This window comes from Desulfatitalea tepidiphila, assembly GCF_001293685.1.
Lineage (GTDB): Bacteria > Desulfobacterota > Desulfobacteria > Desulfobacterales > Desulfosarcinaceae > Desulfatitalea > Desulfatitalea tepidiphila.
Map to the genome: position 1 here is coordinate 948,869 of NZ_BCAG01000003.1, position 17,911 is coordinate 966,779.

Genomic DNA, 17,911 nt, shown 5'->3' on the forward strand with positions numbered 1-17,911 from the left:
AAAGATTACTTTACAAGCTGATCACGGGTGCGATGAATCTGATCCATAATGCTCAGAGCGATCTTCAGCGCGTCGCGACCCATTTGGCCGGTCACTTCCGGCGTCTGTCGATGGATTACCGACTTCACAAACGATTTCAGTTCATCTTCCAATGCATCGGCCTGGGTAAAACAACGTTGATCGATGGTCATTCCGGGAATGATGCTGTCACTTTTGCGACCATCCGGGTGAATGATGGTGATTTCGCGTTTCGAAAAATCGACGGAGACATAGGCATTTTTCTGAAACATCCTGATTTTACGCTCATTTTTCATTGAAATGCGACTGGCTGTCACGTTCGCCACGCAACCGTTTTCAAACTCCAGGCGTGCATTGGCAATGTCTGCATTGTCTGAGATCACCGGGACACCGGCCGCATAGATGTTCTTAATCTTGGAAGGAACGAAATTAAGGATGATGTCTATATCGTGGATCATCAAATCCAGCACCACGCTGACATCCAACCCACGTTCTTTGAAGATGCTCAACCGGTGCGACTCGATAAAACGGGGGCTGTCGACGACGCCCCGCAGTGCCATCACTGCCGGGTTGTAACGCTCAAGATGACCCACCTGAATGATGCATCCCTTCTGTTCGGCTATTTGAATCAACTCTTCCGCTTGGTCCAGAGTGGTGGTCATCGGCTTTTCGATGAGCACATCCACATGATGATTCAAAAAATCCCGGCTGATCTGGTAGTGATATTCCGTTGGCACGGCGATGCTGACCGCATCCAGGCGGTCGATCAAGTCTTTATGGTCGTAAAATGCCTGGGTATCAAATTTGCGGGCGATTTCATCAGCTTGTTCGCGCCGTTGATCTACGACCCCCACCAATTCCACATCCGGCATACGGGCATATTTTTCGGCATGGAATTTCCCCAAGTATCCGACGCCCACCACACCCACGCGAAGCTTTGCACCATCGAGGGGCCGCTTTCCCGATAAATCAGTCGTCATAGGCACTTCCATTCATGCAGATATAAACGGGTCATGTTGTCATCAAGACAATCAACTACCATTCTCATGGGCATGACCATTTCTAATGTCATCATCGTTGAGGGCGATGATGGTCATGCCATATCGATCTGCTGTTCGAATCATCGTCTCCCGGTCGAAGACCACGGCTTTTCCGGATTCGATCGCCAGAGTCCTGATCTTCGCCTGCTGCATGGTCTCGATGGTATTCAAGCCTACCGCCGGGATGTCGAAGCGGGTGTCCTGGTTAGGCTTACAGACTTTTACGACGACCGCCTGGCCCTTGGATAGTGCACCACCGCGGGCGATGGCCGCGTCCGTACCTTCGATCGCTTCCACTGCCAGAACGGTGCCGCCGCCAGTCACCACGCACTGTCCGATATCCAGGCGTCCGATCTCTTTGGCAATTTCCCACCCCAGACGAATGTCCTCGGTTTCCGTGCGCGACGGCTTTCGTCGTGTCCAATTACCTGCCGGTGCCAATAGTTCGGGCAGTAAAAAGGTCGAAGCCTGAATTTGAACGCCTTCACTGGCCAACAGTTCAGCAAAGGCCCTCAAGATGGCATCATCGTGGGTGTGCCGCATGGTGGCAAGCAGGGCCACCGCCTTGATGTCCGGCCTCACATTGGTGAACATCTTGGTTTTGGTAACCCCACCGAGCATCACAGCGTCTTTAATGTCATTGCTTCGGAAAAATTTGATGATTTTTTTGATCTGGCCCAGATAGAGCCACTCCAAGGCAACGACATGCTCGACCAGGGTCGGATCGGTTTCGCCCTGATACGCCACGGCATACACCTCCAACCCCTTCTGGCGTGCCGTTTGGGCAAAGAGCAGGGGGAACTGACCGTTCCCGGCGATCAGGCCTATTTTTTTGGGCATATGTGTGTCTCGATCAGGGTATCTACCGAGTGATGCCGCGCTCCGACGCCTTGATGAACGCGATGAGTGTTTTTATCTCAGGCACCGGTTCCACTTCTGCCTCCACCCGCTCGATGGCTTCGTTCAATGTCAGGCCGAAACGAAAGATCAGCCGGTAGGCCTTTTTAAGTTGAGCCACCGCCGACGGAGAAAAGCCGTGGCGTTGCAGTCCGACCTTGTTCAACCCATGGAGGGTGGCCCGGTCGCCGGAAGCGATCACGTAGGGCGGGATATCCTTCACCACTGCGGATTTGCCGCCGATATAGGCATGTTCGCCCACGCGAACGAACTGATGGATGGCCACCAATCCTCCCAGGATCGCATGGTCGCCTACGGCAATGTGGCCGGCAAGAGTGGCATTGTTGGACATGATGACATTGTTGCCCACCTTGCAGTCGTGGGCAATATGGGCATAATTCATGATCAGGCAATTGTTGCCCACCAGGGTCAGGCCGCCGCCTTCGGCCGTTCCTCGATGAATGGTGACAAACTCGCGAATCATGCAGTTATCACCAATCTTGACCCACGTCTCTTCGTTCTTGAATTTGACCGCCTGTGGCTGGGCTCCAAGGGCGGCAAATTGAAATATTTTGCAGTTGGCACCTATTTCCACGTAGGGGTCGATGACCACGTGGGACATGATCTGGGTGCCGGGCCCGATGCTGACATTTTCTCCGATGATGGCATAGGGCCCCACAGACACACCATCACCGATATGGGCTTTGTCGCTGACAATTGCAGTTGGATGAATCATGGTTTATTCCTCGAATGTTGCCATTAGCTCGGCTTCGGCCGCAACTTGATCGTCGACCTTGGCGATACCTGCCAATTTGATGACCTTGGCCCGCAGTTTGATGATTTCCACTTCAAGAATGAGTTGATCACCGGGAACGACCGGTTTTCTGAATTTAACTTTATCCAGCCCCATGAAATACATCAGTGTTCTTTCAGACCTTTTTTCCCGGTTGGCCATGAATAGTACGCCACCGGCTTGGGCCAAGGCCTCGACAATGAGAACGCCCGGCATGATGGGCGTTTCGGGAAAATGGCCTTGAAAGAACGGTTCGTTGAAGGTCACATTTTTCAGCGCCTTGATTTTCTGTCCGGGAATGCATTCCAAAACGCGGTCAACCAAAAGAAAAGGGTATCGATGGGGCAGGAAGCTCAGTATTTTTCTGATATCTATCGATGTATCCATTTTTCGATTCCTTTGATAGTTTCGGCGCCAGCCCCTCTGGTACGGCGCCGAAAAAAGTCCTATTCAGTAATGGACGCCTCTTTTTCCAATCTTGCGATCCGTTTTTCCATCTGTTTCATTTGCTTATACAGGTCCGGCAAATTGGGTATGACGTGCTGCACTCGCAACCATGTACGGTGGGGGATTGCATTGATGCCACCGGAGACGACTTGATGGTCGCCTATGTTATGGCCGACGCCTGTTTGAGGCCCGACGATCGCGCCGTTTCCAATGGAGATATGGTCTGCAATGCCCGCTTGCCCCGCCAGAATGGCGTGATGCCCAATGGTGGTGCTGCCGGAAATTCCCACTTGCGCCACGAGAATGGCGTGTTCGCCCACGACCACGTTGTGGGCAATGTGGACCTGATTGTCCGTTTTGACCCCTTGCTGTATCCAGGTTTTGCCGAAAGTGGCCCGGTCGATGGTATTGGCGGCACCAATTTCGACATCGTCGTCGATTTGCACGATGCCGGTTTGGGGCATTTTTAAATGCCTGCCGGCCTCTTGAACAAAGCCGAATCCATCGCTGCCGATCACACTGCCGGCATGAACGATCACACGACGGCCAACACGGCAACGTTCCAGGATCGACACATGTGGATAGATGATGCTTTCTGGACCGATGGAGACATTGTCGCCGATGAACACCAGCGGGTGGAGGATGACCCCGTCGCCGAGCACGACATTTAGTCCGACAACGGTTCCTGCCCCTATGCAGACGTCTTCGCCGAGCTGGCAATTGTCGCCGATCACAGCCGACGGGTGAATGCCCGGATCCGGCTTCGGCATGGGATGAAATTGGGCCAGCACCTTTACAAAGGCGAGCTTTGGATTGTCCACTTGAATCATGGAGACGCCCGCCTCGGTCACATGCGATGGTACGATCACCGCCGACGCTTTGGTTTGATCCAATTTTTTAAGGCTGGCGCCCTTTTCGGCGAAAGTGATATCTCCCGCTTGTGCTTGGTCGATGGGGCCTGCACCCGATATCACACAGTCAGGGTCACCCAAAAGGTGGCCGTCTACCAGCTGTGCAATTTCATTCAGGGTCATTTGCATCGCACACTATCCTTTGGGGCCTTGATTCTGCTTGCCCCGTTTGGCGTATTGTTCATTATACAGCTTGATGATGGTGTCGGTGATGTCCAGATTGCCCGGTGCGTAGACCACGCTGATATCCTCAAGAATCAAAAGATAGCCCTCCTTCTTGCCATAGGATTGGATCAGCTGGAGAACTTCCTGACGCACTTCGTTGACCAACCGGACCTGCATCTCTTGAATTTTTCTGTCATATTTTATCTTCAGAGCTTTGACATCGGCAATCTTCCGATCCAGTTCCCACTTGAGTTCCTCGCGTGCCTCTTTACTCATGATGCCCGAGTCTTTTTCGAGCCTTCCCTCCATAGTCTTGATTTCTTCACCCTTTTGCTTGAGATCCTGCTCCATGCGCTGCCCCTCGGTATTGACGAGGTCTTTTACCGCCTTGCCACCCGTGGAGTTTTCGAAAATGGTTTGAAAGTTGATCGTTCCTATTTTAGCCACATCCGCACAGAATCCGGTCGTTACGACCGCAGTCAAAAGAAACGCAAACATCGTCAGGGTTGCACCCACTGTCTTTCGAATTCGCATGACACCTCCATGGTATGGATGATGACGAATCATCCGTTTTGTGGACGGGCACTCATTAGAATGATGATTAACGAGTGATTCGGCCGATCTCACGGTTCGTTATTAACGCAAATTATCGCCCATGGCAAACGATGGCTGCGACGGGCAATATCTTACGGCATGCGCCGCGTTTAGAAGGACCCTCCCAATGTAAACTCCCAATTGCCACCGGATTCCCCCTCCTCGCGGTCGAGAATCCATCCATATTCCAGCCGAATGGGGGCAAACGGGGAGTTCCAGCGGATACCCACGCCAGCGCTCTGGCGCAGATCCCCCAAGTCTATCCGGTCGTCATAAACATTCCCGGTATCGTAAAAGACCACACCGTTGACCCCGGCTTCGGAAACGATAGGAAAGATGATTTCGAAGTTGAACATGGCCATCTTTTCTCCGCCGATTTCCACCTCCCGGCCGTCGCTGTTAATCTCGGTCAGGTGGACACCCCGGTATCCGAAACCGCGCATGGAATTGATGCCGCCGAGATAAAACTTTTCATAGTCCGGGAGCAGCTTGTCGTCGCTGTTCTCGTGCACGACACCGACCTTGGCATTGGCAAAACCGATGATCGGTTTCCAAATCGGGAAGTACCACGAGGTTTGGCCCACATATTTCGTAAAACCGATGTCGCCGCCCAATCCGGCATATTCCACGGAGACCAGGTGTCTTGAACCTTCGGTGGTATTGAATGCCCGATCGCGAGAATCATAGACCAGGCTGACGTCCGCGCTGCTGGTCAGGTTGGTGCCCTCCAGCTCCTTGATGTTGTCGGAAACCTCCGATCGGTATGCATCCTCTATGCTGATGTCGCTGATGTCCAGGTTGTATCCCCAGTACACATTGGTGTAATCGGCCACCGTGTAGCCGAAGGTCACGCCGCCGCCTTTGCTGTCCCGGTCATATTCATCGTAGTCCTTGTCCTGATTGTAAGCGCGGACAGTTCCCTTCAAAAGCGTATCCATGATGTAAGGTTCAGAAAAGCTCGCCACAAAGTTGGTGGTGCGGGACCCGATCTGCCCGGAAAAACTCATGGCCTGGCCGCGGCCGAGGAAATTGCGTTTGCTGATCGAACCGGTCAAAAAGACGTTCTCCTCGGAGCTGTACCCGGCTCCGAAACTGAAGGTGCCGGTGGGCTTTTCGGTGACATCGATTTTCAGGACCATCTTGTCCTCGGAGCTGCCCTTGATCGTATCGACCTTGATATCTTCGAAATAGTCGAGACGGTAAAGGTTCCGTATGCTTCGCTTGAGCGCCTTGCCGCTGAACAGACCCTGTTCGTGGACGTGCAGTTCACGTCGAATCACCTTGTCCCGGGTGATGGTGTTGCCGTTGATCAGAATCTTTTCGAAGTAGACCTGGGCGCCCATTTTAATATGAAAGACGATATCGGCCGTCAGGGTTTCCTGGTTTTGATCGATAGATGGTGAGACATCGGCATAGGCATATCCGTAATCTGAGTAGAAATCGGTGAGCGCCAGAACATCGCTGCGAACTTTGTCCCGATTGAGGAAAGCTTCCGAAACGATGCCAAGCTGCTGCAACAACTCTTCTTTAGGCACGATGAGATCGCCCGCAATATCCACCTGGCCGACTTTATAGCGCGATCCTTCTTCGATTTTTAGGGTGACTTGGATGCCTTCTTCCCCGATCTCCACCACCGGCTCCCCGACGCGGGCATTGATGTATCCGTTGTTGCTGTAAAAAGCATTTAGCCGGGCCACATCCTGGTCCAGCTTGACGCGGTCGAGGTCGCCGGATGAGGTGAGCCAGTAGAAAAACCCCTTTTCAGAGAGGTCCATCTCTTTTTTGAGCCTTTTTGCCGTGAAGGCCTTGTTTCCCTCGAACACAATAGAAGTGACATACAGCTTGGGGCCTTCGTCGATGATGAATTCAAGGTCGGCCTGGTTGTTGTCCAGGGGGTTGAGCTCATAATCGACTCGAACTTTATGATAATTTTTTTCTTTGTAAAGCGTTTCGATCTGGTCGATGTTGCTGCGGATTTTGAAGATGTTGAGTATCGCGCCGGTGCTGATGGTCAAATTATCGCGGATATCCTCTTCCTCGATGAAGGAGTTGCCCTTGATGTTGATGCGACGGATGGTGGGTTTTTCTTTCACATGAAAAACGATGCGGCGGCGGTCTCCATCCGGCTCGGCTTCGACCCGCACATCATCGAAATATCCCATGGCGTAAATGGCGCGCAAATCTTCCGAAAGCGCTTGCGGTTTGAATACACTATTGGGTCGGGTTTGCAGAACGCGCATGATGGCATCGGCCTCGATGCGTTGCTGCCCCATGACCTTGACTTCGCTGACCAGTTGACGTTCAAACAATTCCATCCCGATCTGGTTGGCGAGATCGTTGGTAATGGTGATGAGGTTTTCGAGGTTCCGACCTTGGGTGAAAAAACGCTTGGGTGTGCTATCCGCTTTAGTGGCCAGTAATTGGGCGTCGATGCTGAAATCGTTTCCGATAAGGGTAAAGCTGCCCCAGATGACCTGATCTGCATCCTGGCCGATGGCAAACTGCCGAACCTGGGCTTGCCCGGCACGAGCGGCCGCTGCGGCCGTTTCCATATCGGAATCTTGCGGCGTAACGGTGATGGCCCCTTCTTTTTCGAGCTGTCGCGCCAGCACGGATGAAATCTGGCTGCTTAAATAGCCGACGTCTCGATCTGCGTTGATATTTAGGGGCATAACCATGACTTTTGGTGTTTTCGATATGCCGTTGGCCGCCATGATAACATCGAGGGGAAAAATCAAGAGAAATGTCAGGAAGGTGACCCAGATGGTTTTCATGGGAGGAATCAGTCGGTTCAATGGCATCGTCGTTTCGCCTGTATCTTCTGGCACTCTTCGCAACGCATGAATATCATAAATAAACGAGCCGGCCATCGGTGATGGTGGCCTGACGTTCCATGACATGGGCCAGTTCCATATTGTGTGTTACGACCACCATGGCCATCCCCATTTCACGGTTCAACTCGAGCAAAAGTTCATGGATCTGTTCACTGTTCTTCTTATCCAGGTTGCCTGTGGGCTCGTCGGCGAACAAAATCGGTGGGTTGAGAACCAATGCCCGCGCCAGGGCAACGCGCTGCTGCTCGCCACCGGAAAGATCGGTCGCCTTGTGGTGAAACCGGCCGGCAAGGCCAACGCGATCCAGAATGGATGCCGCCAACTGCTCGGCGCGCTCTTTATCCATTCCTTGGATCAGCGCAGGCATTAACGTGTTCTCCAAGGCTGAAAATTCGGGAAGGAGATGATGAAATTGGAATACAAACCCCATCGTCTGATTGCGAAAACGTGCCAGTCTATGTTCGTCGAACAGGAACACATCTTCACCCTTAAAATAGAGCTTGCCGCTGTCCGGGTAATCCAATGTCCCTAAAATATGCAACAAGGTCGATTTCCCGATGCCCGATGCACCCACAACCGCCACGGTCTCACTCATACGCAAGGCAAAGTCAAGTCCATCGAGCACCCACAGGTCGGCGTCGCTGCTTCGAAAGCTTTTGCTCAGTCCGATAGCACGCAGAAGCTCCGTCGTGCGTTTTCTGTCTGAGCTGTTTGCGCAAGCGTGGCCACGTGACTGTTCAACCATACCGGATCGCCTCCAGCGGGTTGAGCCGCGATGCCTGGCGGGCAGGGTAAAGGGTGGACAGGAAGCTGATCGTCATGGCGCAAAGCGCCACCAGGGTCACATCCCATGCATTGAGATGCACCGGCAGGGCAGAGATGTAATACACGTCACCGGGGAGACGAACCAGTCCATAGCGGCTTTGCAGATAACAGAGCAGAACGCCTAAAAGAACCCCCGAAACCGTCCCGATCGTTCCGATGAGCATGCCTTGAAAGACAAATATGTGCCTGATGCTTTTGCTCGTGGCGCCCAACGTTCTCAGTATGGCGATATCCTTCACTTTTTCCATCACCATCATCACCAGTGAACTGGTGATACTGAACGTCGCGACCAGTGTGATGAGTGTTAGGGCGATAAACATGGCGGCTTTTTCCAGCTTGAGTGCTGAAAACAGATTCTTGTTGAGCTGGGACCAGTCGCGCAGGCGAAAATCGTTGCCGAGACGGGCGGCAAGTTCCTCGCTGATATTCAGGGACCTGAATACGTCACCCACCCGCACTTCGACGGCACCCACCGCTCCATTGGATTGGTTCAGTGTTTGTGCGTCTTCTAACCTCATAAAGGCCAGGCTTCCATCGTATTCATACATACCGGTTTGGAAAATATCCGCCACAACAAAGCGTTTCATGTATGGGACGAAACCCACCGGCGCTAATTTTCCCCTAGGGGAGACGACGAAAAGGGTATCGCCGCGAATGAGGCCAAGGTTTCGAGCCAGATCCCTTCCCATGATGAGTGGCGGCCATTGGACCCCAGATGGTGAGGAGGTCTCGGGGTGGGATTGCGAGAGCAACGCCTTCAGCTGAGCCAGTCGAAGACCGTCGCCGGCCGCTGCCGGGTCGACGCCTTTGATCACCGCGATGGCAACGCGCGTTTCCGATTTGAGCATGACTTGCAGCTCCTCGAGTGGCCAGACCGCTTCGACACCTGGTACCTGTCGGGCCATGGCCACTATCTGCGCGTAGTCGTGTATCGGTCCTTCTTTCTGATCAATAACAATGTGGGGCTCGATCCCCATGATACGTGTTTTAAGGTCTGTCTCGAAACCGGCCATCACGCCGATAACGACGATGAGAGCGGTGACGCCGATCATCACGCCGGCGATGGACAACAGGGTGATCAACGACAGGAGCGTTCCCTTGGGTTTGGATTTAAAGTAGCGTCGGCTTATAAATAGTTCGAACCGCATTATCCCCCAGATCGATGGACCGGCACACCTTGACGAACAACGACAACCTCGCGACGAATATTGCCCGCGTGGTCAGCTTTTAGGCTTCATGTGGGGAAACAGGATCACCTCCCGGATAGACGGAGAATCGGTCAAGAGCATGGCCAGCCGATCGATGCCGATTCCTTCGCCGGCCGTGGGAGGCATGCCATATTCCAGCGCTTCGATGTAATCTTCGTCCATGAGATGGGCTTCTTCATTCCCTTCCTGTCTGTCTTGGACCTGTTCGAGGAAGCGGGCGCGCTGGTCGTCCGGATCGTTGAGTTCCGAGAAGCCGTTGGCGATCTCAAAGCCGGCAATAAACAGCTCGAACCGTTCGGTGAGGCCCGCTTCCGTATCGCTCCTTCGCGACAACGGAGACACCTCAACCGGGTATCCCGTAATAAATGTAGGTTGAATCAGTTGCGGCTCCACCAATGCCTCGAAAAGTTTGGTAATGATCTTGCCGACGGATCTGGTTTTGGTCAGCTGGACCCCTTTGGCAGAGGCGAAATCGATCAGCCCCTCACGGTCTGAGAGCAGTCCGGGATCGACGCCGCCGAGTTGTTGCAGCGATTCGGTCATGGTCATCCGGTGCCACGTGCCCTTCAATTGAACTGTTTGGCCTTGATAAACCAGTGTGTCGGAGCCCAGGATGTCGGTCGCCAGATCGGCAAACAGCGACTCGGTCAACGCCATCAAGTCATGATAGGTGGCATAGGCCTGGTAGAACTCGAGCATGGTGAACTCTGGGTTGTGCTGGGTGGAAATACCTTCGTTGCGGAAGTTGCGGTTGATTTCAAAGACCCGTTCGAAGCCGCCGACCACCAGCCGCTTCAGATAGAGTTCCGGGGCGATGCGCAGGTAGAGATCCATGTTCAGCGCATTGTGATGGGTCACAAACGGTGCCGCCTCGGCCCCGCCCGCAATTGGTTGCATCATCGGCGTTTCGACTTCGAGAAAATCGTGCCGCAGAAAAAACTGGCGAATGGCCTGGATAATCCTGCTGCGCGTCATGAATATCCGCCGAACGTCGGCATTCATGATCAGATCGACATAGCGCTGGCGGTACCGTTTTTCAGGGTCTTTCAACCCATGAAATTTTTCCGGAAGAGGACGCAAGGCCTTGCTCAAAAGCGAGACCTCGGTGGCCAGCAGGGTCCACTCCCCGGTTTTGGTTCGAAACAGGCTCCCCGTCAAGCCCACGAAGTCGCCGATATCGAGCCGTTTGAAAATGGCGTAGGCGTCCGGTCCGACTTTGTCCTTACGAATGTAGGCCTGCATCTGGCCGCTACGATCACGGAAACGCACGAAAGCCGATTTACCGAAGCTGTTGACGGCCATCATTCGACCGGCCGTCGTGAAGCGCATCCCGTCGAGTGCATCGGCCTCGTTTTGAACCACGGCCGCCTGGATTTGAGCTATTGTATGTTCGACCTTGAAACCGCTTGGAAAGGGATTGATGCCTTCATTGCGCAGCGCCTCCAATTTGATTTTGCGCTGCTCCATCACATTGACTGTTTCGGTATTCCCCATGCTATTCCCTCTATATGCAGAAAACGGGTCATTCGATGTTTTAGTGAAAACATCGTACCCGTTATTTTAAAAATCGGCTGCCCTTTTGGCTGTCGATTGAACAGATTTTGCTAACCTATTTGAAGGGTTGTGTCAAGGTATAGTTTTTTCGCGAATGCACTGCGGTTGCCGATTCCGCCTGCCTGAACCGGTTCCAAAGCAGTGGATGGATCGAGGCATTTTTTGCCCATATGGCCAGTATGCATTTGAAAATTGACATAATGCTTTCCCGCCCATAGGATAGCCGCGACATAAATTGAATACGGATAGAGATTGTCCATGATCATTCAGCGTTACATTTTCAAGGAATTTTTGCCGCCTTTCGGGATCAGCCTCATCTTTTTCTCATTCATATTTTTGATGATGCAGTTGCCCGAGATTGCCAACTACGTGGTGAACTTCCAGATCGGCCTATCGACTGTCGGGCTTCTGATGCTTTACACTATGCCGTTCTTTTTGCAGTTTACGATACCCATGTCGGTCATGATCGCCGTGCTGCTCTGCTTTTTGAGGATGTCCGGAGACATGGAAATCGTTGCCCTTAAAGCCGGCGGTGTTCATCTCAATCGATTGCTGCCACCGGTTTTGGTATTCGGTTTGATCGGCGCCCTGTTGACCTGCTGCATGGCCGTTTTCGCATTGCCGGCAGGGCGCAAACATTCCAAACAGTTGCTTTACGATGTGGCGTCATCCCACGTGGATGTCGGTCTCAAACCACGCCAGTTCATTGATATGTTTAAAGGTGTTGTCATCTACATCAACGATATCGACAACGAGGCCAAGACGCTTTCCGACGTCTTTATCGAGGACCGGCGGTCCAACCAGCTCACGAGTACCGTGCTCGCCCCCAAAGGACAGCTCACTTACGATCCTGAGCAGGCCGTGGCCAACCTCAGGCTCTTTAACGGTACCATCCACCAGGTCGACCTGGTTCAAAAGCACGCCAATGCCATACAGTTTGAAACCTATGACCTTCGGCTGGATATGAGCAGCAGTCTGTCCTCGGGCGACATTGGCAAGGAGCATGTGCAGGAGATGAGCTTGTCCAGGCTGCGGGAAACCATACAATCCGCAAAAGAAAAAAACAGTTCCTACTACAAGGCCTTGAAGGAGTACCATAAAAAATTTTCGTTACCGGGAGCCAGTCTGGTCATGGCCCTGTTGGCCATGCCGCTTGGTATCCGGTCGCGGACTTCCAAACGAGCCTATGGTATTGGATTGGGATTGTTCTTTTTTTTGCTCTATTATGTCATGCTGTCGGGTGGATGGGTCCTTGGGGAATCGGGATTTTATCCTCCCGCCATCGGCATGTGGGCCCCCAACATCGTGATTCTGGCGATTGGTGTGTTTTTATTGATCCGGGCCAATGACGAGAAACCCATACTGCAATTTAATATATCTCATTGGATAAGCAGATTAAGTAGTAACAATTGAAGTGTAAGTTTTATGATATGAGTGTCATTATTCTGATTTTGACGACAAGCCGCCACCTGCAATAAGACGACATATGACCCTATTCGGCCGTTACATCGCCACTGAAATTGCCAAGTCCTTTCTCATCATTCTGATGGTCGTGACCGGTATTTACCTGACCGTCGATTTTATCGAAAAAGTGGACAACTTTATCGAAGCCGGTTTGCCGGTTATTCGCGCATTGCTTTTTTTCATCTTCAAGTTACCTTTGATCCTCGTCCAGGTCACACCCGTGGGTATTCTTTTGGCTGTGATCATCACCTTCGGATTGATGGCCAAGAACAACGAACTGCTGGCTCTGCGGGCAAGCGGCGTGAATTTGATGTCACTTCTCGGGCCGATCATGTGGTGCGGTGTGGCCGCCTTTTTGTTTGTCATGCTGATCGCCGAAGCGGTGATGCCTCTCACCGTGCCCCAATCCGATCAGATTTGGATCGAGGAGGTAAAGGGACGAAAGACCTCAGGTGTCAAAAGAAGTGATATCTGGTTGAAAGGGAGCGACACGGTTTTACACGTAAAATATTTCGATCCCGGCGATAGGATCGCCAAGGGGATCACGATTCATCGATTCGATGGGAACTTTGGCTTAAAGGAGCGTATCGATGCCGAGACCGGGCAATTCCAGGACGGCCGATGGGTGCTCGAGAAGGGCTTGGTTCAGAGTAAAAGCAATGGGTACACGGTGGAACCATTTGACAGGAGGGAGGTCGTGCTCGAGTTTGTTCCTGAAGATTTGGTGCAGCTGGCACCCAAACCTGAAGCCATGAATATCGCTCAGTTATATCGATACATTCAAAAAGTGGAATCAGAAGGTTACGACGCCACCCACTACCGTGTCGATTTGCATGCCAAGTTCGCTTTCCCTGTCATCGCATTGATCCTGACCATGATCGGCGCCGGTTTGGCCGCCCGCGGAAAGATTAAGGAGGCCCTGGCGGGAAGTGTCACCTATGGATTGGGCATTGCTTTTTTGTATTGGATCGTTTTCAGTTTCTGCCTCTCCCTGGGTTATGCCGGCAAGCTGCCGCCGATTCTGGCAGCTTGGGGGGTGAATCTCATATCCACATGCGTGGCTGGGTATCTACTTCTCAATGCAGATTAAAAATAAATGGTCAACCGTGTTGAATATGGAGTTGCGTGACCCTATGCATAGACTGTTGAAGGAGATAGCTGACGTGCTGGGCAGTCGTCGCCGGTATCCCTTTTTCTCACTGGCGACCCTCCTGCATGGTGGATCGCTGCTCTACAGCACTGCAACAGCGTCACGAAATGCGCTTTACGACCATGGGATGTTGCCGACTCGAGGGGTGGACCGTCCGGTCATCTCCATCGGCAACATCACCGCCGGCGGTACCGGCAAGACACCCATGACCGTGCAGCTGGCAAAACTGCTGAAGTCATTTGGTTTGAAGGTGTTGATCGTCAGCCGGGGCTACAGGAGCCTCGGCGAAAAAGCCGGGGCCGTGGTCAGCGATGGCAAAAGGCTGCTTTGCGATGTCCACACGGCAGGCGACGAACCCTATTTGATGGCGAGCCTGCTTCGTCAGGTGCCGGTGATGGTCGGACAAAATCGATTCAAGACGGCCCGCAGGGGGGTGAAGCTGTTCTCACCGGATGTGATTCTGCTGGACGACGCGTTTCAACACCAGGCCATGCTACGGGACATCAACCTCGTGTTGATGGACGCCAACCTGCCTTTGGGGAACGGTCATTTGCTGCCCCGTGGGCCGTTGCGGGAACCGCTGTCGGGTTTAAACCGGGCCGACGCGATCGTATTCACCAGGTGCGGGCCTTCCCAAATCACAGTGCACTCCGATTTAGCCCATCTGCTGTCCACTAAACACGTATTCCATTGCCGACACATCACCGTCTTGCGCGGCATGGTTCCGGCCGGCCACTCCCTTGACCATATGGCCATGGCAGGCGAAAAGGATTCGCTTGCAACGATATCGCAGGGAGGGCCGGTTTTCGCCTTTTCGGGCCTGGCCAACAACCCCAATTTTTTCTGCTCTATTTCCAAAATGGGTAGAGATGTCAGAGGCACGGCCGGCTTTCCGGATCACCATTACTACAGCAGCGGGGAGATCGGCGACCTGGTCCGGCGTGCCGAGCAATTGGATTCTCATGCCTTGATCACTACCGATAAGGATTTTGTGCGGCTGCCCAGGTCCATTTCGCTCAAACTGGATTTGTTCGTTTTGGGGGTTGAGATCGACTTTCGGGAAGATACGGAGCGATGGCAAGGTTTCATTCGCCAACGATTGGCAGCATGCGACGCCCAGATATCAAAAGATTCCCAAATATCGACGCGGGTCGATTGAAATGGATATCCTGATCGTAAAACTGGGAGCCTTGGGAGACATCATCAACACCCTCCCACTCGCGATTCAACTGAAACAGCATTTCAAGGCCCAAATTCATTGGATCACGGCCCCCTTGAGCTATCCGCTTCTGGCCGGACACCCCGATATCGACCAGGCCATCCTGTTCGACCGCAATAAGAGTGGGGTCGCCATCCGTTCATTGCTGCGTCGAATCAGGTCCCAACAATTTGACCTGGTGCTCGATCTGCAGCGAACAATGAAATCGGGCCTGATCTGCACCGCTGCCCGTGGCAAACGGAAAATCGGATTCGATAAGGGACGATGCAAGGAGATGACCTGGCTGCTGCCCTTCGAAAGAATACCGGCGGGCGATCCACATGCCCACATGGTCGATCAATACCTGGATTTTGCCCGCTACCTCGGTATCCCGGCCGGCAAGGTACAGTGGCACATCCAGTCCGGTGGGCATAAGGTCCAAGGGCTGCCCCGTCGTTACGTGGTGCTGAATATCGGTGCCACTAAACCGGCCAACCGCTGGACGGTTCAGGGATTCGCCGATCTGGCAATGATGATTCGAAAACAGTGCGGTATGCCCTGTGTGTTGACCGGCGGACCGGAAGATGTGCCCATGGCTTCACAAATCGTCGAGCAGCCCCCTGATAGCAACATCATCAATCTTGTCGGGAAAACGAGTTTGCTCGAACTCGTCGATCTCCTCAAGGACGCTATCATGGTGGTTACCTGCGATACCGGTCCGATGCATTTGGCCGTGGCTTTGGGCAAGAATGTGGTGGCTCTTTTCGGCCCTTCTGATCATCGGCGAACCGGGCCCTATCGTGGGAAAGTCATCCGCGCCAAGGTCGATTGCATACCTTGTAACCGGCGTAGCTGCCGTAAGCCCATTTGCATGTCCGGCATTCGGGCCGAGGATGTCTTCCCTGTCTTGAAAAAATATCGGGTTCTTTCGGAAATCGATGAACCGGAAGTAAATGAAATAGATGATAAATTTTAATACGTTGCAGCTTGGATGGGGGTGCATAGCAGGTGGGGCAAGCCATGTTTAAGAACTGCCCGACACCATCGCCGACAATACCTCATCTTCAGACTTTCTAAACTTCCATGATATACCGTGCTCTTATCAAAATCGATGATATAGACCTGCTCTTGGTCGTCTACAAGAACGTTGCCAGGATGAAAATCGGCATGTAAGATTCGATTCTCAACCAAGAGTCTGACTTGCACAACGAGCCTTTCCATGATCCCTGAAATGCGCTCGGGAAATGTTTGGCTCAATTGGGCCAGGGTCTGGCAATTCGGTACCTTCCTTGAAATGAGCCAGCCTTCGTAAAATAGCCGCCCACGATAACCGAAGGCCAGGGGTTCGGGTACGTTGATGCCGGCCTTGCTGGCGCGTTCCATCTGTTCGTATTCGATTTGACCTCGTGTTTTTGAGATCCTCAAATAGTGTCGCTTGACCAGGTTTGCGATCAACCCACCGCGGTGGTAATGTTTGACGACAGTTGCGCCAAACCCTTCCAAGTGTGCATCTAAAACGGCAGTTCTGCCGGCCAAAAGGCCGTCTGGCTTTTGGGGCGGTTTTTTGAACACCTCGACCATCTGCCGGGTTTGAAGGGCCGTCAGTCGTTGTGAACTCCCGATCTTGAAATGATCGATGCAATGACAAACGATATCACTCAAAAAGGACTCCCGTTCAACAGCGTAACCCGCTTCACTGGACATATGGTCCTGACTACTTAAATAAGCTCTCTATTCACTAACTTTTCAATGGCTTGAATCACTTCTTGCGCCTGTGGCCCCCTCATACAGGCTTCGGTGCCGTTGGGGCATCTCATTGAGCCATGTCGACGACAAGGTTTGCATGCAAGATCTTTTTGTTCGATGACGATAGCCTTGTTCTGCCATGGCCCGTAGCCAAATTTTGGCGAAGTGGCGCAAAAAATTACGACTGTGGGAATCTTGAGAGCCGATGCCATGTGCAGAGCCATGCTGTCATTGCAAACCACCACGCGTGCATGCTGCATCACAAAGGCGGATTCGGATATGGAGCTACGACCTGCAAGATTGAGCACTTCAAGGTCTCGTGCGACTCTATCGCATATCTCCTTCTCAGAAGAAGCACCTAAAAGAACCACACTGATTTTTTTCTTCAGCAAATAACGGGAGACCTCCCGGTATCCCGTCCAATTCCACATTTTGGTTCGCCAGGCACTGCCGGGTACGAGGACGGCGTATTTGCCTGATGGTGGTAAATCTTGTTTCCAAGTCGCATCAATTTCGCCTGCTTTTGGCGGATAGAGCCTCATTTGAGCAAATTCTGGGTTGATTCGACACTCTCCTGAAAGAATAGACAAATTTCGCAGCACATCGTGCTGGCTGAAATCGCGTGATGTCAAGTGGTGGTACAAGAATTTGCCCTTTGCATCGTGACAGCCGATTCGCAGTGGTATGCGTGCCATCCATAGCAAAAGAGAGGTGCGGTAGGATCGATGTAGTGAATAGACTCGGTCAAAGGCCATGGATTTGAGCCTGCGGCTCATCCGTATTAAACCGGAAAGACCGGCATCACCGGCGCGTTTGTTCAGCGGGATAACGCCAGTTAACAGCGGATCCCGGCGTACCAGATCGGCGGCCAATGGCGTGGTCATCATCCAGAGATCCGCCTTGGGGAATAGGTCTTTGATGGCGGCGATCACAGGCGTCGACAGGATCGTGTCACCGAGAAAGCTGGTCTGTGCGAGTAATATTTTCATTTAAAAAGACACCTCAAATTCAGGCGATCGCATAATATGGTCGTGTTCACAATAAAAAACCCGCCAAGTTGAGCAATT

Annotated in this window: 16 protein-coding genes; 4 read left to right on the top strand and 12 right to left on the bottom strand. The window is 52.6% G+C overall.

The features are described from left to right. Window positions 1–5: 5 nt before the first annotated feature. The 10 genes from DFT_RS08770 to lysS form a co-directional block, all read right to left on the bottom strand. Window positions 6–998 carry a Gfo/Idh/MocA family protein gene (locus DFT_RS08770; protein WP_054030827.1) on the bottom strand — a complete coding sequence of 331 codons (993 nt, stop codon included), beginning with the start codon at window positions 996–998 and terminating at the stop codon, window positions 6–8. Window positions 999–1,049: 51 nt separating this feature from the next. Further along, the gene (locus DFT_RS08775) at window positions 1,050–1,898 is read right to left on the bottom strand and encodes an LpxI family protein (protein ID WP_054030828.1); all 849 of its coding nucleotides are present in this window, start codon (window positions 1,896–1,898) and stop codon (window positions 1,050–1,052) included. A gap of 22 nt (window positions 1,899–1,920) precedes the next feature. Further along, complete coding sequence (lpxA, locus tag DFT_RS08780; RefSeq protein WP_054030829.1) at window positions 1,921–2,691, bottom strand: acyl-ACP--UDP-N-acetylglucosamine O-acyltransferase; 771 nt, start codon at window positions 2,689–2,691, stop codon at window positions 1,921–1,923. 3 nt (window positions 2,692–2,694) lie between these two features. Then, window positions 2,695–3,135, bottom strand: coding sequence for a 3-hydroxyacyl-ACP dehydratase FabZ (fabZ, locus tag DFT_RS08785; protein WP_054030830.1), 441 nt, complete (start codon window positions 3,133–3,135; stop codon window positions 2,695–2,697). Between the two features lie 59 nt (window positions 3,136–3,194). Beyond that, window positions 3,195–4,235, bottom strand: a complete 1,041-nt coding sequence (lpxD, locus tag DFT_RS08790) for a UDP-3-O-(3-hydroxymyristoyl)glucosamine N-acyltransferase (protein ID WP_054030831.1) — start codon at window positions 4,233–4,235, stop codon at window positions 3,195–3,197. 6 nt (window positions 4,236–4,241) lie between these two features. Then, entirely contained in the window at window positions 4,242–4,805 is a 564-nt protein-coding gene (locus DFT_RS08795; protein ID WP_054030832.1) for an OmpH/Skp family outer membrane protein, read from the bottom strand. Window positions 4,806–4,975: 170 nt separating this feature from the next. Then, window positions 4,976–7,666 carry an outer membrane protein assembly factor BamA gene (gene bamA / locus DFT_RS08800; protein ID WP_054030833.1) on the bottom strand — a complete coding sequence of 897 codons (2,691 nt, stop codon included), beginning with the start codon at window positions 7,664–7,666 and terminating at the stop codon, window positions 4,976–4,978. A gap of 46 nt (window positions 7,667–7,712) precedes the next feature. Next, on the bottom strand, window positions 7,713–8,444 hold the full coding sequence (locus tag DFT_RS08805; RefSeq protein ID WP_054030834.1) for an ABC transporter ATP-binding protein: 732 nt from the start codon (window positions 8,442–8,444) through the stop codon (window positions 7,713–7,715). After that, window positions 8,437–9,672 carry a lipoprotein-releasing ABC transporter permease subunit gene (locus DFT_RS08810; RefSeq protein WP_054030835.1) on the bottom strand — a complete coding sequence of 412 codons (1,236 nt, stop codon included), beginning with the start codon at window positions 9,670–9,672 and terminating at the stop codon, window positions 8,437–8,439. Before DFT_RS08810 ends, DFT_RS08805 begins: the two co-directional genes overlap by 8 nt. A 72-nt stretch (window positions 9,673–9,744) precedes the next feature. Further along, window positions 9,745–11,226: a lysine--tRNA ligase gene (gene lysS / locus DFT_RS08815; protein ID WP_054030836.1), complete on the bottom strand. Its 1,482-nt coding sequence runs from the start codon at window positions 11,224–11,226 to the stop codon at window positions 9,745–9,747. A gap of 318 nt (window positions 11,227–11,544) precedes the next feature. Between lysS and lptF the strand changes: the two genes are divergently transcribed. The 4 genes from lptF (at window position 11,545) to DFT_RS08840 (ending at window position 16,074) form a co-directional block, all read left to right on the top strand. After that, window positions 11,545–12,699, top strand: coding sequence for an LPS export ABC transporter permease LptF (lptF, locus tag DFT_RS08825; protein WP_054030838.1), 1,155 nt, complete (start codon window positions 11,545–11,547; stop codon window positions 12,697–12,699). Window positions 12,700–12,772: 73 nt separating this feature from the next. Then, window positions 12,773–13,840 carry an LPS export ABC transporter permease LptG gene (lptG, locus tag DFT_RS08830; RefSeq protein WP_054030839.1) on the top strand — a complete coding sequence of 356 codons (1,068 nt, stop codon included), beginning with the start codon at window positions 12,773–12,775 and terminating at the stop codon, window positions 13,838–13,840. A 43-nt stretch (window positions 13,841–13,883) separates the two neighbouring features. Continuing rightward, complete coding sequence (lpxK, locus tag DFT_RS08835) at window positions 13,884–15,059, top strand: tetraacyldisaccharide 4'-kinase (RefSeq protein WP_161807109.1); 1,176 nt, start codon at window positions 13,884–13,886, stop codon at window positions 15,057–15,059. Window position 15,060: 1 nt separating this feature from the next. After that, window positions 15,061–16,074, top strand: coding sequence for a glycosyltransferase family 9 protein (locus DFT_RS08840; RefSeq protein ID WP_054030841.1), 1,014 nt, complete (start codon window positions 15,061–15,063; stop codon window positions 16,072–16,074). Here the strand turns inward: DFT_RS08840 and DFT_RS08845 are convergent. After that, window positions 16,071–16,760, bottom strand: a complete 690-nt coding sequence (locus DFT_RS08845) for a lipopolysaccharide kinase InaA family protein (protein ID WP_161807110.1) — start codon at window positions 16,758–16,760, stop codon at window positions 16,071–16,073. The two genes, DFT_RS08840 and DFT_RS08845, sit on opposite strands and share 4 nt — an antisense overlap. A 56-nt stretch (window positions 16,761–16,816) precedes the next feature. Continuing rightward, the gene (locus DFT_RS08850; RefSeq protein ID WP_054030843.1) at window positions 16,817–17,833 is read right to left on the bottom strand and encodes a glycosyltransferase family 9 protein; all 1,017 of its coding nucleotides are present in this window, start codon (window positions 17,831–17,833) and stop codon (window positions 16,817–16,819) included. Between the last annotated feature and the right edge of the window lie 78 nt (window positions 17,834–17,911).

Bases quoted from the DNA above. Each gene is read 5' to 3' on its own strand.
- DFT_RS08805 (WP_054030834.1), bottom strand. From the start codon at position 8,444: ATGGTTGAACAGTCACGTGGCCACGCTTGCGCAAACAGCTCAGACAGA.
- lptF (WP_054030838.1), top strand. From the start codon at position 11,545: ATGATCATTCAGCGTTACATTTTCAAGGAATTTTTGCCGCCTTTCGGG.
- bamA (WP_054030833.1), bottom strand. From the start codon at position 7,666: ATGCCATTGAACCGACTGATTCCTCCCATGAAAACCATCTGGGTCACC.
- DFT_RS08840 (WP_054030841.1), top strand. From the start codon at position 15,061: ATGGATATCCTGATCGTAAAACTGGGAGCCTTGGGAGACATCATCAAC.
- DFT_RS08770 (WP_054030827.1), bottom strand. From the start codon at position 998: ATGACGACTGATTTATCGGGAAAGCGGCCCCTCGATGGTGCAAAGCTT.
- lpxA (WP_054030829.1), bottom strand. From the start codon at position 2,691: ATGATTCATCCAACTGCAATTGTCAGCGACAAAGCCCATATCGGTGAT.
- DFT_RS08810 (WP_054030835.1), bottom strand. From the start codon at position 9,672: ATGCGGTTCGAACTATTTATAAGCCGACGCTACTTTAAATCCAAACCC.
- DFT_RS08775 (WP_054030828.1), bottom strand. From the start codon at position 1,898: ATGCCCAAAAAAATAGGCCTGATCGCCGGGAACGGTCAGTTCCCCCTG.
- DFT_RS08795 (WP_054030832.1), bottom strand. From the start codon at position 4,805: ATGCGAATTCGAAAGACAGTGGGTGCAACCCTGACGATGTTTGCGTTT.
- lptG (WP_054030839.1), top strand. From the start codon at position 12,773: ATGACCCTATTCGGCCGTTACATCGCCACTGAAATTGCCAAGTCCTTT.
- fabZ (WP_054030830.1), bottom strand. From the start codon at position 3,135: ATGGATACATCGATAGATATCAGAAAAATACTGAGCTTCCTGCCCCAT.
- lysS (WP_054030836.1), bottom strand. From the start codon at position 11,226: ATGGGGAATACCGAAACAGTCAATGTGATGGAGCAGCGCAAAATCAAA.
- lpxK (WP_161807109.1), top strand. From the start codon at position 13,884: ATGCATAGACTGTTGAAGGAGATAGCTGACGTGCTGGGCAGTCGTCGC.
- lpxD (WP_054030831.1), bottom strand. From the start codon at position 4,235: ATGCAAATGACCCTGAATGAAATTGCACAGCTGGTAGACGGCCACCTT.
- DFT_RS08850 (WP_054030843.1), bottom strand. From the start codon at position 17,833: ATGAAAATATTACTCGCACAGACCAGCTTTCTCGGTGACACGATCCTG.